Raw genomic sequence first — 16,997 nt, 5'->3', positions numbered from 1 at the left:
CAATCTGGGGCAGGATGGGAATATGAGCGCCGAAGACCTTGAGAACTATGAAACCGATATGGAGCTGCAGCTCTACCGGGAGTACCGCGATGTCGCCGGCCTGTTCAGCTACGTCGTGGAGACGGAGCGCCGCTTTTACCTGGCCAACCATGTTGATTTGCAGGCCCGCTCGGCCGACGGCGAGGTCTACTTCGACCTGACCCTGCAAGATGCGTGGGTCTGGGATGTCTACCGGTCCGCCCGGTTTGTGAAGTCCGTCCGCGTCATCACGTTCAAGGACGTCAACGTCGAGGAACTCACCAAGAACGACGACCTCACCCTGCCCAAGGACGGCCTCGGCGGCTGACGGGCTACCGGCCGCCGACGCCGTCAAGGGTGATGTAGGTTTTCCGGACGGTGTCGTGGACTTCCCACGTACCTTTCCAGCCGGCGGGCATGACAACGGTGTCGCCGGCTCGCGCTTCCACCGGCTTTTGCCCCTCCGCGGTGATGGTTACCCGCCCGGCGAGGATCTGGCAAACCTCGTGGTAGCCATCCCGCACCGCGGTGAACAAACCGGGGGAACACTCCCAGATGCCCACGTTCAGGCTGTCCGCGCTCCAGACCTCGCGGGATGCCTCCTGCTGGTCTTCAGTGATCGCCGTGGGCTTAGGTGCAGGCGCTCCGAGCACTGCGCTAGGTGCCGCCGGAAGGTGGATGGTGTCAATGGACATGGTTGAGCCTTTCTAGTCGTGATCCGGGCTGGTCGAGCAGCGGTGCTTTGCGCTGCTCGACCAGCGTGGGGTGCTTCAGGCGCGCCCGGAGATGAGGTCTGCAGCCTTCGCGATCGGGGACGTGGATGTGCGGCCGGAGTTCTCCGACTTGTCTGCGGCGTAGTACGCCGCGTACAGGGCTTTGACGGCAATCCAGCGCAGCGGTTCCACTTCCCACTCGCGCACCTGGCGGTTCACCCACGGCATGGTGGTCAATTCGCTCTCGGAGCCCAGGACAAGGTCCCGCAGCGTCCGGCCGGCCAGGTTCGTCGCGGTCACGCCGGTGCCGACATACCCGCCGGCCCAGCCGATGCCGGTCTCCCGGTCCAGGCCGACGGTGGCCTTCCAGTCGCGCGGGACGCCCAGCACACCGGCCCAGGCATGGTCGATCCGTGCGCCGCGGGTGGCCGGGAACATGTCGTGCAGGATCGCGGCCAGGTTCTGGATGGTCTCGGGCTGGGTGGCTCCGTCCGTATCCGTCTTGGAGCCAAACCGGTAGGGCACGCCGCGCCCGCCGAGCGCAATCCGGTTATCGGCCGTGCGCTGGGCGTACATGTAGGCGTGCGCCATGTCGCCCACAGTGTCGAACTCATTCCACCCGATCGCCGCCCAGACGTCGTCTCTGAGGGGCTCGGTGGCGATCATCGACGAATTCATCGGGAGCCATTCGCGGTGCGAGCCCTTCAGGTTCGCGGTGAAGCCCTCCGTCGCTCGCAGAATGTACTCGGCCCGGACGTCACCCCTCTCCGTCCGCGCCAGCCGGGGGCTGATTTCGGTGACGGCGGTGTCCTCGTAGATGCGGACGCCCAAGGCTTCCACGCTCTCCGCCAGGCCGCGCACCAGCTTGGCCGGATGGATTCGGGCACAGTGCGGCTGGTGGACGGCGCCGAGCGTGCCGGCAATCCGGACCCGCTCGTTGCTTTCGGCCGCGCTCAGCAGGCGGACGCCGGCCTCGGGCCACTCGGCCTCGGCTGCGGCCAGGGCCTTGAGCCGTTCCAGCTGGGCCGGATTGCGGGCCACATTCAGCTCGCCGCCCTTGCGGACACCGGCGTCGATGCCCTCCGCACCGGCGACCGCGATAACCTCGTCCACCGTCTCGTTCAGCAGCGTCTGGAAGCGGCCCACCAGCGCACGGCCGTGCGCCTTGACGTACTGGCCGCGGCCGCCGGTGATGCTGTTGGTCAACCAGCCGCCGTTGCGGCCCGAGGCGCCGAAGCCGGCGAAGCGGCTCTCGAGCACAACGATATCCAGCTCCGGCCGGGCCTTCTTGAGGTAGTACGCCGTCCACAGCCCGGTGTAGCCGGCGCCGACGATGGCGACATCGGCCGTCGTGTCGCCGGCCAGGGCCGACCGGGGCGCGGGCAGCCCGTCCTCGGCAAACCAGAAGGAGACGTTGCCGTTGACCGTCGTGGCCGTCTCGTTGATCAGTTTTTTGCTCATGGTGGGATTTCCTAGGTCGTGGAGACGAGGTCGGAGTCTTCGAGCAGCACGCCGTCCTGGGCGGACCAGTAGACAACGGCATCGTCTCCGGGCCGCAGACCGTTGCTTTCGGACAACGGGGTGCGGACGATGCCGGTTGACCCGTCAGCCAGCTGCAGCTCGTATTTGTGGCCGGAGCCCAGATAGATGTTCTGGACCACCTTGACCGGAACGGTGACAGCCCCGCCGGGGGCTTCCTCCGCCTTCGTGGCGACGCGCAGCTGTTCGGGCCGCAGGACCAGGGCGCCCTTGCCGGAGACGCTACGGCCGGCGGGGCCGCGGAGCCTGGTGCCGTGGAAGTCCATGGACCACTCCCGGCCGGACGTATCGACGTCGGCACGGAATATGGTGGACTCGCCCATGAACCGGGCCACGAACAGGCTGGCGGGGCGTTCGTAGAGCTCCGCGCTGGTACCGACCTGCTCGATCCTTCCATTGTTGAAGATGGCGATGCGGTCGCTGAGAATCAGGGCTTCTTCCTGGTCATGGGTGACGAAGACGAAGGTGCGGCCCACTTCTTGGTGGATCCGCTTGATCTCCAGCTGCAGCTTCTCGCGCAGGTTCTTGTCCAGGGCACCAAGCGGCTCATCCATGAGCAGCGCGCGAGGGTTGAAGACCATGGCGCGGGCGAAGGCGACGCGCTGCTGTTGGCCGCCGGAGAGTTCGCGTGGGTAGCGGTCTTCATAGCCGGACAGGCCGACGGTCTTCAGCGCCTCGGCAATCAGCGTTTGCTGCTTGGACTTGGGAGTCTTGCGCTGCTGCAGCGGAAACGCGATGTTCTCGGCCACGCTCATGTGCGGGAACAGTGCGTAGTGCTGGAAAACGACGCCGAGCCCGCGCTTGTGCGCCGGCACGTTGTCCACGCGCTGGCCGTCGATTTCGATCGAGCCGCTGGTCAGGTCGGTGAAGCCGGCCACGAGATTCAGTGTGGTCGTCTTGCCGCTGCCGGACGGGCCCAGCAGCGTGATGAATTCACCCGGCTCGATGGTCAGCGACACGTCGTCCACGGCGGTGGATTTGGCATAGCGCTTCGTGACGTTCTGGATGTCGATCCGGGTGCCGGCCCCGGTGAGCTTACTGGACACGTTTCCTCCTACGCATACTGAGCAGCCCGACGGCAATGATGATTGTCGTCAAGAGCATGATCATGGTTGCCGCGGCCGCGATGGTTGGGTCCGTGTCCCTAGTGACGGACGAATACATCTTGACGGGCAGCGTTTCCAAGTACGGACTTTTGATGAAGATCGACAACACGACCTCGTCGAACGAGGTCACGAAGGCGAAGAGTGCCCCCGAAACAACCCCGGGCAGAATAGCCGGCAAAATGACCCTCCGGAAGGTGGACCACCGGTTCGCGCCCAGGCTTGCGGCCGCCGTCGCCAGCCGCTGATCGAAACCGCTGAGGGCCGCCGTGACGGAGACCACCACGAAAGGCACGGCCAGGACCGTGTGGGCCAGCACGAATCCGGTCACGGTGCCCAGCATCTGCAGCCGCAGGAAGATCGCGTAGATGCCGATGGCGAGAATAATCGCAGGAACCACGATCGGGGCCAGTAGCAGCGCCTGCACCGTCTTGGCGGCCCGGCGCCGCACAAACTTCTGCAGCCCCATCGACGCCGCGGTGCCGATGACCGTTGCCACGACTGCAACAACGACGGCGATCAAGATCGAATTGCCAAGAGCCGACATCCAGGCCCGGTCGCTAAAGAAATTCTCATACCAGCGCAGCGACCAGCCCGACGGCGGGAAGCTCAGCGAGGCCTTGTCCGTGAAGCTCAGCGGAATGACGATCGCGGTCGGCGCGATCAAGATCACGGCCACCAGGCCCGCATAGAACAACAGCAGGGACCGGGTCAGCACGGAATGTTTCACAGCAGCCCTCCTTCATCGCCGGCGGCACGTTTGCTCTTGCGCAGCAGCAGCGCCAGCAGGCCCAGCAGCAGCAAAGTGGCAACGAGCAGGATGACGCCCAGTACGCTGCCGCGCCCCCACTGGAGTTGGCCATTGACCTGCACGTAGATGTATTGCGAGATCAGCATCTCGGACGGGGAGCCGAGCAGCGCCGGCGTGATGTAGAAGCCGAGCGCCTGGATGAAGACCAGCAGGGAGCCGGACACCACGCCGGGCATGGCCAGCGGCATGAAGATGCGGGTGAAGGAGACGAAGGGAACGGCGCCCAGGCTGCTGGAAGCCTGCAGCAGCCGCAGGTCCACGTTGCGCATCGACGCATACAGCGGCAGGACCATGAAAGGCAGCAGCACCTGGACCATGCCGATCAGGACGCCGGTGGTGTTCCGGATCATTTCGAATGGCCCCAGTCCCAGGAAGCCGAGCATGCCGTTGATCAGGCCGTTGTCCTGCAGCAGGATGATCCACGCGAAGCTGCGGATCATCAGCGAGGTCCAGAACGGTATGAGGACTATGACGACCAGTGCGGCGCGCACCTTCGGGCCGGAAATCACCATGAAGTACGCATAGGGGTAGGCCAGCACCAGGCAGATGGCTGCGGACAGCAGCGCCACCCACAACGTTCGGCCAAGAACGGCCCAGTTCCCGGCGTTGGAGGCAAACCATTCGTAGTTCTGCGGGCCGGGCACCGGGTCCGCCACGCTGCGCCACATAGCCTCCGCCAGCGGATAGGCGAACACGCCGACCATCAGCGCCAGCGCCGGCAGCAACAACAACAACGGACTCAGCCGCCTGCGCTCTCCGGCCATCGGTGCCGGGTCCTCTCCCTTCCCCGTCCGGCCAGCCGGGGCTGCCGGCCGGACGGGGTCTTTGACTGCGTTGCTCATTAGGAGACCCAGGCCGTCCAGCGTTCCAAGGTCGACGCGTAGTTCTCGCCCCACCAGGCGAAGTCAGAGACCAGGACCTTGTCCGCAATCTCAGGCTCGGTGATCAGGAACTTCTTGCCGTTCTCATTCACCGTCGGTTTGGCGTCCACGTGGACCGGGGAATACGACGTTTCCTCCGTGAGCTTCTCCTGCTGTTCCTTGCCCAGAGCGTAGTTGATCAGCGCCATCGAAGCCTTCGGGTTCTTGGCGTTCGTGGGAACAGCAAGGACGTCCATCACGACGACGCCGGTTTCCCAGACCGGCTCGAACGGGGCTCCGTTTTCCAAAGCTCCGAAGCCGCGGCCGGACCACACCAGGGCCATGTCCACTTCCTCGGCTTCAAGCATCTGCTGCGACTGGGCACCCGTGGTCCAATACACGAGGTTGTCCTTGATCGTGTCCACCTTTTTCAGCGCCCGCTCGACATCGAGCGGGTACAGGTCCTCCTCGGCCACTCCGTCTGCGATCAGGGCGCCCTCCAGAAGGCCGCCTCCGACGTCGGCGCCTTGGACGGCACGCTTGCCGGGAAACTTCTTGGTGTCGAAGAAATCCGCCCAGCTCTGTGGCGCGTCGCTGAACTTCTCGGTGTTGTACACCATGACCGTGGCGTACTGCATGGCCGGCACGTAGCAGTCACTGGCCAGGCCCTCGGGGATATTGGACTTGTCGATGATCGAGTAGTCCAGCTTCTGCAGGAGCTTCCCGCACTGCCCGGCCGCCCAGTTGGAATCGGTGTCAACGACGTCCCACGTCACGTTGTTCGATTCCACCTGCGCCTGGATCTTCGCATACTCCATCGGACCGTCAGACAAGACGTTTGCCCCGGACTCCTCGGCGAACGGCGTCACTGCCGCTGCCATCTGTCCGTCCTGGTATATGCCGCCGTACGAGGCAAAGGTCATGTTCAGGCCATCCAAGGCCCCGGGCTTGACCGTGCCGGCCTCCGCAGGACCGGGACCCAGATCGATCTCGGCCGAGGCCGCACTGCCCCCGCCGCCGCAGGCCGAAAGGAGCAGGGCGACTGCTGCCGCCATGCCAACCGGCAAGGCACGCTTGCGGCGGTGTGTGGTATCTGCTGACATTTCTTCTCCTCTTTGAGTGTGGAACGCTGACTGTCGAAATGTGCTGACTGGAATGTTTCAAATGGTCGGCGGGCTGATGATCCACATGACTTCGGATTCGCCGTGGGCCAGGTTTCGAAGACCGTGCGGCGTGGACGAGAGGTATTCGACGCTGTCCCCGGACTTCAGCACATGGGACTCGCCGGAGAGGCGGACCTCCACCCGCCCCTTCAAGCAGACGAGGACCTCCTGGGCGTTGCCGTGCGCATACAGCTCCTCGCCCGTCCCGCCGTGAACGTCGAGCTCGCCGGCGTAGACCTCCAGATTCCGCTGCGGCGAGCCGGTGAGCAGGTATTTGTTGAGACCGTCGCCTGAGTGAAAAACGGGCCGGTCGGCTTTGCGCAGTACCCGACCCTCGGGCCTGGTGCCGTCAATCAGCTCTGCCGTCGTTGTTCCAAGCGCCTCCGCAATTTTCTTGAGCGTGGCGACGCTGGCGTTCGAGTGCTCATTCTCCAGCTGGCTGAGGAAGCCCGAGCTGACTCCGGTCAGCTGCGCAAGGCCGCGCAGCGAGAGGCCACGCAGTTCCCGGGCCGCGCGAATGCGATGTCCGATGGACTGCTCGTTGTAGAGTGCATCGTTCACCGAACACCTCCCTAAGTCTTACCGAACGGACTGATTTGTGACACTAATCACTTTGTTTAGTCAGACCCTAGCCCGAGAGCCGTCGGGAGACAAGGGATTTGCCAGCGTTTTTCGTGGGCGGGACATGTCGCCTGTATCGGCCGATCGCCGGTGCCGCCCCTTGGGTTATGCATCCAGGTCAGTTCCGAGGTGTAGTCGGGCCGTCGACAGCAGCAGCGAATTGCTGTAGTGAGGCGTGACCTTCGGGTCCTTCGTGGCTACGGCCATAATCAAGCCGTCGATGAGGGCTACGAACAGGTCGACGATCTGTTCGACGGGAGCGGCGGGGGCGAAGCGGCCGGCTTCGACGCCTTCATCAATGGCTTGGGCGAGTGTCTGCCGCCAGATGTTGTTGGTGTGCAGCACGACGGGTTGCACCTCCTCGTACCTACTGGCGGCCGCGCAGGACTCCAGCCAGACGGTGCAGTGTTGCGGATCAGTGACCGCACCGGCGAGAAGCGCACGGATCTTCGCGGCCGCGTCCTCCTGCCGTAGTGCCGGTAGCTGCCATTCCGTGGCCCTGCGCTCACAGGCGGTCACCAGCATTTCGCGGACTACTGCGTCCCGGCTGGGGAAGTAGTGCTGGATCATCCCGATCGAAATCCCGGCTTCGGTTGAGATGTCCCGCAGGCGGATTCCGTCGTATCCCCGGGCGGCCAGCAGTCGTTCCGCTGCCTCGAGGATGACCAGGCGACGCGGCTGGTCATCCTCGGGCGGGGCAGTGTCGGGGGCGTTAAGGGGAGTCATGGTTCCCTCCAAAGGAGCTGTGATACGGTTCACAATAATTCATTATTAACGCTAAGGACAGTGACTAACGCCTTCCCCGCTGCGGAGCCTGACGAGGCTCGGCCAGAAGGCGGAAGGTGCTGCCGACACCGCGACGAGGCGTTGAGGCAGTCGTCGCGGGCTGTGGCGCCTGGTGTGCACCCGAAACTGCCACTAACAGAAGCGAGGAACCCATGGACCGGCTAGTTGACCGCACCATCAGCGCGACCGCCTTCACCGATGAGGCCCGCCAGCCGCTGCCCGCCCGGGCCCGCACCGTCGTCGTCGGCGGGGGAATTGTAGGGGCCAGCATCGCCTATCACTTGGCGGCGTCGGGGGAGACGGACGTCCTCCTGCTGGAAGGCAATGTTCTGGGCAGCGGCACCACGTGGCACGCGGCAGGCTTGGTAACCGGCGCGAGGACCACGACGGCGATGACCAAGCTGGCCCAGTACGGCCTCGAGACATACCGCATGCTCGAACAACGCTCCGGGCTCGACGTTTCGTTCCAGCAATGCGGCTCGGTGATGGTGGCGCGGACCACCGGGCGGGTGGATGAAATGCGCTACGCCTGCGACGTGGCACGCCAGAACGGCACCGAGGCGGAGATCCTCGACGCCGCCGGCCTGGGCCGGCTATGGCCGCTGGCCCGGACCGACGGTGTGCTCGGCGCTCTCTACCTGCCGCATGACGGGCACATCAATCCCGGCTACGCCGCGCTGTCCTTTGCCAAGTGCGCCCTCGAGCTCGGTGCCGCCTTGCGCGAAAACGTGTCCGTCACCGGCATCCGCCAAGTCCAGGGCCGGGTGACGGGGGTCGTCACGGATCAGGGGATTATAGAGAGCGAACGGGTGATCCTCGCCTGCGGGCTGTGGACGCGAGACCTGGCCGCGACCGCCGGGGCGCATGTGCCGCTGTACGCCGCCGAGCACGTGCACGTGAGGACCGAGGAGATCGACGGCGCCGTGCCCGAACTGCCCGTCTTCCGGGACCTGGACAACAGCTACTACATCCGGCATGAGTCGGGACGGCTGCTGGTTGGCGCCTTCGAGCCGGACGGGTTGCCGCGGCCGGTGGACGAGATCGGCCGAGGCGGTTTCGCGGAGTTCGAGGCCGACTGGGAGCACTTCGCGGCGATCCGCAGCAAGGCCGAGGCAGCGGTGCCGGTACTGGCGACCAGCAGCTACGACCGCTTCCTGAATGCCCCCGAGAGCTTCACCCCCGATTCCAACTTTGTGCTCGGGGAAACGTCCGAGGTGCTCAACCTCTTCGTTGCGGCCGGCTTCAACTCCCAGGGCATCATTTTCGCCCCCGGCGCCGGCCGGGAACTGGCCGAGTGGGTGATCTCCGGTTCACCGGGCTTCGATGCAGCCGCGGTCGACGTCCAGCGGTTCTCGCGGCACCAGAGCAACCGCCGCTACCTCCATGCACGGACGCGGGAGGGACTGGGACGGCTCTACGCCATGCACTGGCCGCAACTGCAGCCGGCTACCGCGCGCAACGTCCGACGCTCGCCGCTGCACTCCCGGCTCGCCGGGCTCGGCGCCTGCTTCGGGGAACTCAACGGCTGGGAACGGGCCAACTGGTATGGCGTCCCCGGGACCGCACCGGACTATGAATACAGCTACGGCCGGCAGAACTGGTTCGACCGCGTCGGTGAAGAGCACCGTGGAGCGCGGGAAGGGGTGGTGCTGTTCGACCTGAGTTCTTTCGCGAAGATCGAAGTGGCAGGTCCGGAGGCGCTGGCAGTGTGTCAGCAGGCCTGTACCGCGGACGTCGACGTCCGCGTCGGCAAGGCCGTCTACACCCTGATGCTCAACGAAGCCGGGGGGATCGAACTGGACGGCACCGTGACCAGGCTCGAAGCCGACAGATTCCTTGTGGTGACGCCTGCCTTCAGCCAGGACAAGACACTGGGGTACCTGCGGCGGTTGGCGCACGGCAAGGCGGCCGCGGTCTTCGATGCGACCGCCGGTTTGGCGACCATCGGGGTCATGGGGCCAAAGAGCAGGGAACTGCTCAGCCGCGTCTCGCCGGGGGACTGGTCGGACGCCGCCCAGGCATACACCGAAGGGCGGACCATGGAGATCGCCGACGGCTTCGCCTACTCCCTGCGGGTGAGCTTTGTCGGCGAACTCGGCTACGAGCTGTATCCGAGCGCGGACATAGCCGTCAATGTGTTTGACGCGTTGTGGGCAGCCGGCCAGGACCTCGGCGTGCGGCTGGCCGGATACCACGCCCTCGACTCGTTGCGCAGCGAGAAGGGTTTCCGCCATCTCGGGCATGACATCGGGCCCGCCGACGACCCCTACTCCGCCGGACTCGGCTTCACCGTGGCGCTGGCCAAGCCAGGCGGCTTCGTGGGCCGGGACGCTGTGGCGAAACTGGATGCGGCATCGCCCCCGTACCGGACCGTGTACGTGGCGCTGGAGGACCCGGAGCCGTTGTTCGTGCACGACGAGACCGTTTTCTGCGACGGTGTGCCGGTGGGCCGGATGACCAGTGGCAGCTACGGCTACACGCTGGGACGCGCAGTTGGGCTCGCCTCAGTCGCAGGGGATGCCGACCTGTCCGGAAGAATCACGGTCGAATGCAAAGGCAAACTCGTCGCGGCCACGGTCTCCCGCAGGCCGTTCTACGATCCGAAAGGGGAGCGGCTGCGGGGCTAGCAGCCGGGGGTTTCCGCCGCCGCTCAGCGGCCCAGCGCGGTCGGAACACCCCAGTCGGCACTTTCCCCGAAACTGAAACGGCTCAACCGGTAGGGGCTGATGTCAGCCTCGGGCTGCTTGTCCTCGACGAGGTCGGCGACAATGATGCCCATCAGCGCTGAATATTTGAACCCCTCGCCGGCATCCCCGCATGCCACCACAACGCCGGGGATTGGCGAGTCGACGACGAACCTGCCGTCGGGGTGTCGGTCCAGACACAGACTTGTGCATCGAGCACATCGGGCTGCAGCGCTGACAAACTGTGGCGCACTCTTTTCTGGATGATGCCGGTGCGCACCTGATCCGGGGACCTGTCGACGTCCCCCTCGACGTAGTTTCTCAGCGGACTATCCAGACCGACCTTGTAGCCTATGCCGGGGCTGCTCATGGCGTAGATGCCGGGCGCTTCGCCTGTTGGTCCGTCAAAAAAGCAGGGATAGCCGTCGGCGGCGCCCCGTCGACGTGCATCACCGAAATGGACCACCTGCTCCAGGTACGGCCGAAGCGGCGCAGGCAAACCGAGCTGCGAGAGCAGGTCGCCGCTCCCCGGCCCGGCCGCTATCACCACTACATCCGCGTCGATGCGCCTGCCGTCCGAGAGGGAAGCGCCGGCAGCCCCTTCCGTTGCCGAAACCTCCGACACCGTGGCCCCTCGCAGAAATGTGCCGCCTGCCGCGCAAAACAGCCGAAACTGAGCCTGCAGGCTCACGTCGGCCAAAACCACGCCCGCGTCCGGCTGCCAGACGGCATCCCGTCCATCCGGCCTCAGACCCGGCAGGAACTGTGCAACGTCGCCCGACTCGACCTCCTCAAAGGGCACATCTTCGGCGAGAAGCGTTGACCGCAGGCGCGGCAGAGACGTTGTGTCGCGCCACAGCAGGCCCTTCCGGTGGTAGACCGGCGTCCCGGCCCTGCTCGATAGCCGCTTCATGGCCTCCAGCCCCAACTCGGACAGCCGCACGCGACCGGGGTCCGGGTCGGCAATGCGCCACATGCGCGTCGGACCATATGAGGATGACAGGGGGTTCGATACACCGAAGCGGTCGATCAGGGTGACGTGGTGCCCCCGACCTGCCAGCTCGGCCGCTGCCGGCAAACCCCATGCACCAGCGCCGACGACAGTTATCCTCACTGTGAGCCCTTCCTTGTCCGTGGACCGTTCCTGTCAACGCCCTCCCAGCGTGCCAGCGGCCCGCATCCAGACGGCGCCCATGCGGGCGCCCGGAGGTTGAAATCGAGCACAGGCCAAGATGTGCTGCGCGTCACTCCTTACCTTAGCTGAGGCTATGGGCCCTGCCCCTCCCGCCCCTCTGGCGAGGCGCACCTGTTCTGGGTCTCCCGCGCCAACTGCCCGCCCGCGGTTACCTGTGGTCCATGGCCTCGATTCCGCCTTGTCCTGCACAGATTGCCGTCGGGGGCGGGTTGTCCACATTCCGGGGTTTGCTGAAGATACCTCCTGCTGCCTGCCACCAGGCTGGAGGCATGAGAGCGAAGGATGAACTCGGGCGGCGCGGCGAGGATATGGCCGCGGCTTATTTGTCCGGTGCCGGCCAACAGGTGATCGACCGCAATTGGCGCAGCCCGGACGGGGAATTGGACCTCGTCACGGTGGACGGGGCGTCCATCGTGGTCTCTGAGGTGAAGACGCGTCGCAGCACCGACTACGGACACCCATTCGAAGCCATCACCGAGGCCAAGGTCCGGCGGCTCCGGTCTTTGGGGCACCAGTGGCTGCGGGACCACGGCATGGCCGGCACCGGCATGCGCGTGGACGCGGTCGCCGTGCTTTACGGACAGGCTCGCTGGCCTGTGATCGAGCATCTGAAGGACGTCGGCTGATGGGCCTCGGGCGGACGTTCTCCGTCGCTCTGGTGGGCTTGAACGGCCACATCGTGGAGGTCGAAGCGGACATCGGCCAGACACTTCCGGCGTTTGTGCTCCTGGGCCTGCCGGACGCGTCTCTGTCCGAAGCCAAGGAGCGAATCAAAGCGGCCGCGAAGAACGCCGGCGTCCCGCTCAGCCGGCGCAAAATCACTGTCAACCTGGTCCCGGCCTCGCTGCCGAAAAAGGGTTCCGGTTTTGATTTGGCCATCGTGCTGGCAGCCCTTCAAGCAGCGGATGACATCCGCCCCACCGCCCGAACGGTGTTCCTGGCCGAGCTCGGTTTGGACGGGCGGCTCCGTCCGGTGAGCGGGGTCTTGCCGGCGGTCATGGCGGCCGTCGACGCGGGCTATTCACAGGTGGTTGTCGCTTCAGCGAATGCTGATGAGGCCGCTTTGGTGCCGGGCGCGGAAGTGCGCAGCTTTGAAACCTTGGCCGAGGTGCTGCTGGCGTTTGGAGCCGATCATGACCGGCTCAACGTCGTCGCATCGGGACCGCCGTTGGGGTCCATAGCGGCTGCGACTGGCCCTGCTGGTCCGGCACCGGATCTGGCGGACGTGGCGGGACAGCACGAAGCCCGAATGGCGTTGGAAGTGGCAGCAGCAGGCGGACACCACCTGCTGCTGGTCGGACCGCCCGGAGCTGGGAAGACCATGCTGGCTGAACGGCTGCCCGGTATCCTGCCCGACCTCCCCGACCATCACGCCATGGAGGTCACCGCCATCCACTCCTTGAGCGCCACAGCAGGGCCGCTCACCGAACTGATACGACGCCCACCCTATGAGAGCCCCCACCACACAGCCACCGCCGTTTCCATCATCGGCGGTGGTTCCGGCCTGCCTCGGCCGGGCGCAGCCTCAAGGGCCCACCGCGGCGTGCTATTCATGGACGAAGCGCCGGAGTACGACCGGCAGGTCCTCGACGCCCTGCGCCAGCCGCTCGAGAGCGGGAAGCTGGTGGTGCACCGGGCCGCCGGAAGCGCCGCCTACCCCGCACGCTTCCAATTGGTCATGGCCGCCAATCCTTGTCCGTGCGGGCTTTCCGGAGGAAAGGGACTGGACTGTACCTGCACGGCTGAGCAGAAGCGCCGTTATTTTGGCAAACTCTCCAATCCCTTGACCGACCGCATCGACCTGCAACTGACCCTGCAGCGGCTGACGGTGGGAATGATGGCCGCCGGCACCAGCCGGGAGAGCAGTGCGGCCGTCGCCGCCCGGGTCGCTGCCGCACGGTCGGCCCAGCAGGAGCGGTTGCGCCGGTGGGGGATCGGGCTGAATTCGGAGATCAGCGGGGAACTGCTCACCGGCAAGTTGCGGCCTTCGCCGGCTGTCACCCGCGATTTGGACCGGGCCATGGAGAGCGCCGTGCTGACCGGGCGGGGCTACACCCGGGTACTGCGCGTGGCGTGGACGCTCGCGGACTTGGCCGGCTTGGAGCGGCCGGACCGGGACGCAGTAAGCACCGCGCTGACGTTCCGCCAACAGGTCAAGGCGGCCTGAGCGTGCTTTCCCCATCAGCGCCAGTCAGCTACGAGGAGATGACCAGAATGACGCAATTGCCTTCCGACGACGAGCGTCTGGCCAGGGCGTCGCTTTCCCGGCTGATGGAGCCGTCGGACTGGATTGGACTGGCATTGGTTGCCGTCGCCGGACCCATCGATGCCCTTCGTATCGCCAGCGGACAGGTAAGCGCCGGGCACGGCCTGCAGGCGGAGTTGCTCAGGACTCTGGACCGTCAGGCCGCGGCGGGCACGCAGCCGCTGTCCGATGCCATGGACCGGTGGGCGCCGCGGGTCAAGGACCTGGCGCCGGAACGCGACCTCGCTGTCATGGGCAGGCTCGGCGGCGCGCTGCTCATTCCGGGAGATGCCGCCTGGCCGGCCGCCCTGGCAGATCTCGGACTCGGTGAACCGCTCTGCCTCTGGGCGAGGGGCCGGTTCACTGACGGGATTCCGGAGGTCGGAACAACGGTTGCCGTCGTTGGCTCCCGTGACAGCACCAACTACGGCAACCAAGTAACCGGTGACATCAGCACCGGATTGGTACAGCGGGGCTACTGCGTCATCTCCGGCGGCGCCTACGGCATTGACGCTCAGGCACATCGACCGGCGCTCGCCGCAGAGATGGACCATGTCTCTACCATGGCGGTCATGGCAGGCGGCCTCGACCGGTACTACCCGGCAGGTAATGAGGAACTGCTCCGGGCCATCACCAGCCGGGGCATCCTGCTGGCCGAGGTGCCGCCCGGTGCCGCACCGACGCGTTGGAGGTTTCTGCAGAGAAATCGGCTGATCGCAGCGTTGGCGGCGGCAACTATCGTTGTGGAAGCACGTTGGCGTTCAGGTGCTCTAAACACGGCTCACCACGCCGCAGGCCTCGGCCGGGGCGTGGGCGCGGTTCCTGGATCCGTCTACAGCGCGAACTCGGCCGGCACCCACCGCCTCTTACGCGAGGGAACTGCAACGGCCATAACCGACGCTGCGGAAGCAGCCGAACTGGCGGGTCCGATCGGGTCGGTTCAGGAGGCTGGTAACCAGGAAGTCCTCGCGGACCACGATGGCCTCGGCGTTGACGACTTGCTACTGCTCGACGCCCTGCCGGTTCGCCGAGGAAGCACCGTGGACAAACTCGCAACAGTCGCCGGACTGCCGGTCCGCACGGTACTGGCTGGCCTCGGCCGGCTGGAGGCGGCAGGGCTCGCCGTACAGGATGCCGGCGGCTGGCGGCGCGGACGGAGGGATTGAACGCGGACGGACGAGCTGAAGGCCAGTCGAAGGGAATCAGGGTGACCTCCGGTGCACGGCGGGGCCGGGCGGGACAGAAAGTTTTGGGCTGCCTCCGTGCGCCTGCTTGAGTTGGTCCGCCCCGGCCAGCAAAGTAAAGGGATGAGCTCTGCAGACAAACCCGAACCGCAGGGCACACTCTCACTTCCGGAGGCTTTTAATACGGCTCTGGACGGCTTCGCCCGCTATCTGAGCGCCGAACGTGCCCGCTCCGAACACACTGTCCGGGCCTATCTGGCGGACGTCAGGCATCTGCTCTTCCACGCCGCGGAGGTCGGAGCCGAAGCCCTTCCGGATATCACTCTGGGAACGCTGCGCTCTTGGCTGGGCGCGATGAACAGTGCCGGGATGGCCAGATCCACGCTGGCTCGGCGTACCGCGACCGCCCGCAGCTTCATGGCTTGGGCGCTGCGCGAGGAACTCATCCCCACGGACCCTTCGCTGCGGTTGAAGGCACCTAAACGCAACAGCTCGCTGCCGACCGTGCTGCGGCCGGCCCAAGTGGACGAGCTATTCCGCACCCTCGCGGAGGAAGCAGCGGACGGCCAGCCGCTGCCGCTCCGCGACCGGGCGATGATCGAACTGCTCTACGCCACCGGCATCCGGGTCAGCGAACTGGCGGGTCTCGACATCGACGACGTGGATAACGAACGGCGGACCATCCGGGTACTGGGCAAAGGCAACAAGGAGCGCACCGTTCCGTTTGGGCTGCCGGCCGCCGTCGCGATGGACGACTGGCTGCGCCGCGGGAGGCCCAAACTCGCCGGCGCGGAGAGCGGCCCGGCAGCTTTTCTGGGCCAACGAGGCAAGCGGGTGGACCCGCGCCAGGTACGCTCCGTGGCGGCCCGGCTCTTCGCGCTGCTGGGGGATACTTCTGCCACCGGACCACATGCGCTGCGGCACAGCGCTGCCACCCACTTGCTGGACGGGGGAGCGGACCTGCGGGCCGTGCAGGAAATTCTGGGACACAGCACGCTGGCGACCACGCAGCTCTACACACACGTCTCGGTGGACCGGTTGCGCCGCAGCTACCAGCAGGCGCACCCGCGGGCTTAGGTCGCAGGTAGCGGAACCAAGGGTAATCGAGCGGCAATGAGCCAAAGGAGATCGAGCGGCGAGCCGGGTGGCGGCAGCTACTGGAGGGAGTGGCGAGCCGGGTTGCGGCAGCTACTGGAGGGAGCGGCGAGCCAGGTAGCGGAGGCCACTAACCGCGGGTACGGCGAGCCAAAACCTCATGCCCATTGGAGGAAGTCGTCGGCCTGACACAGGCCTGCTGGGCCAGAATTCCCGACACGGAATGGCACATTGGTAGTTACACTGGCGCAACTCGCCGCCGTACGGCAGAATGAGGATCGAAAGCGTCGGAAACAGCAGTACTGACAAGTTCCATCTGTCTCAAGGCTGAAGGTCGTTGGGGAAGACGTACCTACAGCAAATGGAGGATGGGATGTCTGTTGTGATGACTCGTGGCGTGCTGTTTGTGCATTCAGCACCTTCGGCATTGTGCCCTCATATCGAGTGGGCCGTCGGATCCGTCGTGGATAAGCGAACGGATCTCGAGTGGACCGCTCAGCCCGCCGCGCCCGGAATGTACCGGGCCGAGCTGTCGTGGGTCGGGCCCCAGGGGACAGGCGCCATGCTGGCTTCTGCCCTGCGCGGCTGGGCGCACCTGCGCTATGAGGTGGCTGAAGAACCGAGTCCCGGCGTCGACGGCGGACGCTGGTCGCACACGCCCGAACTCGGGATTTTCCACGCGATGACCGATGTTCACGGGAACGTCATGGTGAGCGAAGACCGCATCCGCTACGCCTACGAAGCCGGTGCCGGAGATCCCGCCGCTGTCTATCACGAACTGTCCCTCGCTCTGGGCGAGGCCTGGGACGAGGAACTCGAGCCGTTCCGCCACGCAGCCGAAGGCGCCCCCGTGCGCTGGCTGCACCAAGTCGGCTAACCGCAGGCTTCCAACCCTCCTCCAGCAACGCAAAAGGGAGGGCGGCCGGTCAACACCGGCCGCCCTCCCTTTCGTGCTTTCGTGCTGCCCGCGGGCAGTACCT

17 protein-coding genes are annotated in these 16,997 nt (G+C 65.8%); 7 read left to right on the top strand and 10 right to left on the bottom strand.

Annotated elements, in window-relative coordinates; all coding sequences use genetic code 11:
• Positions 1-22 precede the first annotated feature (22 nt).
• Positions 23-346: a DUF2469 domain-containing protein gene (locus AC5RWX_RS07530; protein ID WP_127514805.1), complete on the top strand. Its 324-nt coding sequence runs from the start codon at positions 23-25 to the stop codon at positions 344-346.
• Positions 347-350: 4 nt separating this feature from the next.
• On the opposite strand, the gene AC5RWX_RS07525 is transcribed toward AC5RWX_RS07530, so the two are convergent.
• From AC5RWX_RS07525 to AC5RWX_RS07490, 8 genes are all read right to left on the bottom strand, one after another.
• A complete protein-coding gene (locus AC5RWX_RS07525) occupies positions 351-713 on the bottom strand; it encodes a cupin domain-containing protein (RefSeq protein ID WP_493943345.1) in 363 nt (120 codons plus the stop codon).
• 75 nt (positions 714-788) lie between these two features.
• On the bottom strand, positions 789-2,192 hold the full coding sequence (locus AC5RWX_RS07520; protein WP_494097173.1) for an NAD(P)/FAD-dependent oxidoreductase: 1,404 nt from the start codon (positions 2,190-2,192) through the stop codon (positions 789-791).
• A gap of 11 nt (positions 2,193-2,203) precedes the next feature.
• On the bottom strand, positions 2,204-3,316 hold the full coding sequence (locus AC5RWX_RS07515; protein WP_494097172.1) for an ABC transporter ATP-binding protein: 1,113 nt from the start codon (positions 3,314-3,316) through the stop codon (positions 2,204-2,206).
• Positions 3,306-4,103, bottom strand: a complete 798-nt coding sequence (locus AC5RWX_RS07510) for an ABC transporter permease (RefSeq protein WP_493943342.1) — start codon at positions 4,101-4,103, stop codon at positions 3,306-3,308. Before AC5RWX_RS07510 ends, AC5RWX_RS07515 begins: the two co-directional genes overlap by 11 nt.
• Complete coding sequence (locus tag AC5RWX_RS07505) at positions 4,100-5,026, bottom strand: ABC transporter permease (protein ID WP_494097171.1); 927 nt, start codon at positions 5,024-5,026, stop codon at positions 4,100-4,102. Before AC5RWX_RS07505 ends, AC5RWX_RS07510 begins: the two co-directional genes overlap by 4 nt.
• Positions 5,026-6,147 carry an ABC transporter substrate-binding protein gene (locus tag AC5RWX_RS07500; RefSeq protein ID WP_494097170.1) on the bottom strand — a complete coding sequence of 374 codons (1,122 nt, stop codon included), beginning with the start codon at positions 6,145-6,147 and terminating at the stop codon, positions 5,026-5,028. The genes AC5RWX_RS07505 and AC5RWX_RS07500 overlap by 1 nt, the downstream gene beginning before the upstream one ends.
• 57 nt (positions 6,148-6,204) lie before the next feature.
• Positions 6,205-6,768: a helix-turn-helix domain-containing protein gene (locus AC5RWX_RS07495; protein WP_494097169.1), complete on the bottom strand. Its 564-nt coding sequence runs from the start codon at positions 6,766-6,768 to the stop codon at positions 6,205-6,207.
• 165 nt (positions 6,769-6,933) lie between these two features.
• Positions 6,934-7,554: a TetR/AcrR family transcriptional regulator gene (locus tag AC5RWX_RS07490; RefSeq protein ID WP_494097168.1), complete on the bottom strand. Its 621-nt coding sequence runs from the start codon at positions 7,552-7,554 to the stop codon at positions 6,934-6,936.
• 212 nt (positions 7,555-7,766) lie between these two features.
• Here AC5RWX_RS07490 and AC5RWX_RS07485 point away from each other — a divergent pair, with 212 nt between their 5' ends.
• A complete protein-coding gene (locus AC5RWX_RS07485) occupies positions 7,767-10,241 on the top strand; it encodes a GcvT family protein (protein ID WP_494097167.1) in 2,475 nt (824 codons plus the stop codon).
• Positions 10,242-10,264: 23 nt separating this feature from the next.
• On the opposite strand, the gene AC5RWX_RS07480 is transcribed toward AC5RWX_RS07485, so the two are convergent.
• Both AC5RWX_RS07480 and AC5RWX_RS07475 read right to left on the bottom strand, forming a co-directional pair.
• A complete protein-coding gene (locus AC5RWX_RS07480) occupies positions 10,265-10,393 on the bottom strand; it encodes a hypothetical protein (RefSeq protein ID WP_494097166.1) in 129 nt (42 codons plus the stop codon).
• On the bottom strand, positions 10,393-11,412 hold the full coding sequence (locus AC5RWX_RS07475; RefSeq protein ID WP_494097165.1) for an NAD(P)/FAD-dependent oxidoreductase: 1,020 nt from the start codon (positions 11,410-11,412) through the stop codon (positions 10,393-10,395). The genes AC5RWX_RS07480 and AC5RWX_RS07475 overlap by 1 nt, the downstream gene beginning before the upstream one ends.
• A 350-nt stretch (positions 11,413-11,762) precedes the next feature.
• Here AC5RWX_RS07475 and AC5RWX_RS07470 point away from each other — a divergent pair, with 350 nt between their 5' ends.
• The 5 genes from AC5RWX_RS07470 to AC5RWX_RS07450 all read left to right on the top strand — a co-directional run bounded on the left by AC5RWX_RS07470 (position 11,763) and on the right by AC5RWX_RS07450 (position 16,894).
• The gene (locus AC5RWX_RS07470) at positions 11,763-12,119 is read left to right on the top strand and encodes a YraN family protein (RefSeq protein WP_493943335.1); all 357 of its coding nucleotides are present in this window, start codon (positions 11,763-11,765) and stop codon (positions 12,117-12,119) included.
• Positions 12,119-13,660: a YifB family Mg chelatase-like AAA ATPase gene (locus tag AC5RWX_RS07465; RefSeq protein WP_493943334.1), complete on the top strand. Its 1,542-nt coding sequence runs from the start codon at positions 12,119-12,121 to the stop codon at positions 13,658-13,660. Before AC5RWX_RS07470 ends, AC5RWX_RS07465 begins: the two co-directional genes overlap by 1 nt.
• Before the next feature lie 38 nt (positions 13,661-13,698).
• On the top strand, positions 13,699-14,904 hold the full coding sequence (gene dprA / locus AC5RWX_RS07460; RefSeq protein ID WP_493943774.1) for a DNA-processing protein DprA: 1,206 nt from the start codon (positions 13,699-13,701) through the stop codon (positions 14,902-14,904).
• A gap of 141 nt (positions 14,905-15,045) precedes the next feature.
• A complete protein-coding gene (locus AC5RWX_RS07455; RefSeq protein ID WP_493943333.1) occupies positions 15,046-15,999 on the top strand; it encodes a tyrosine recombinase XerC in 954 nt (317 codons plus the stop codon).
• Positions 16,000-16,390: 391 nt separating this feature from the next.
• On the top strand, positions 16,391-16,894 hold the full coding sequence (locus tag AC5RWX_RS07450; protein WP_353918298.1) for a DUF3145 domain-containing protein: 504 nt from the start codon (positions 16,391-16,393) through the stop codon (positions 16,892-16,894).
• The last annotated feature ends 103 nt before the right edge of the window (positions 16,895-16,997 follow it).

This window comes from Arthrobacter sp. SPT-J7, from assembly GCF_059089965.1.
Note: the sequence above shows the minus strand (reverse complement) of the source record. Positions and strands in the feature narration are given on the sequence as shown.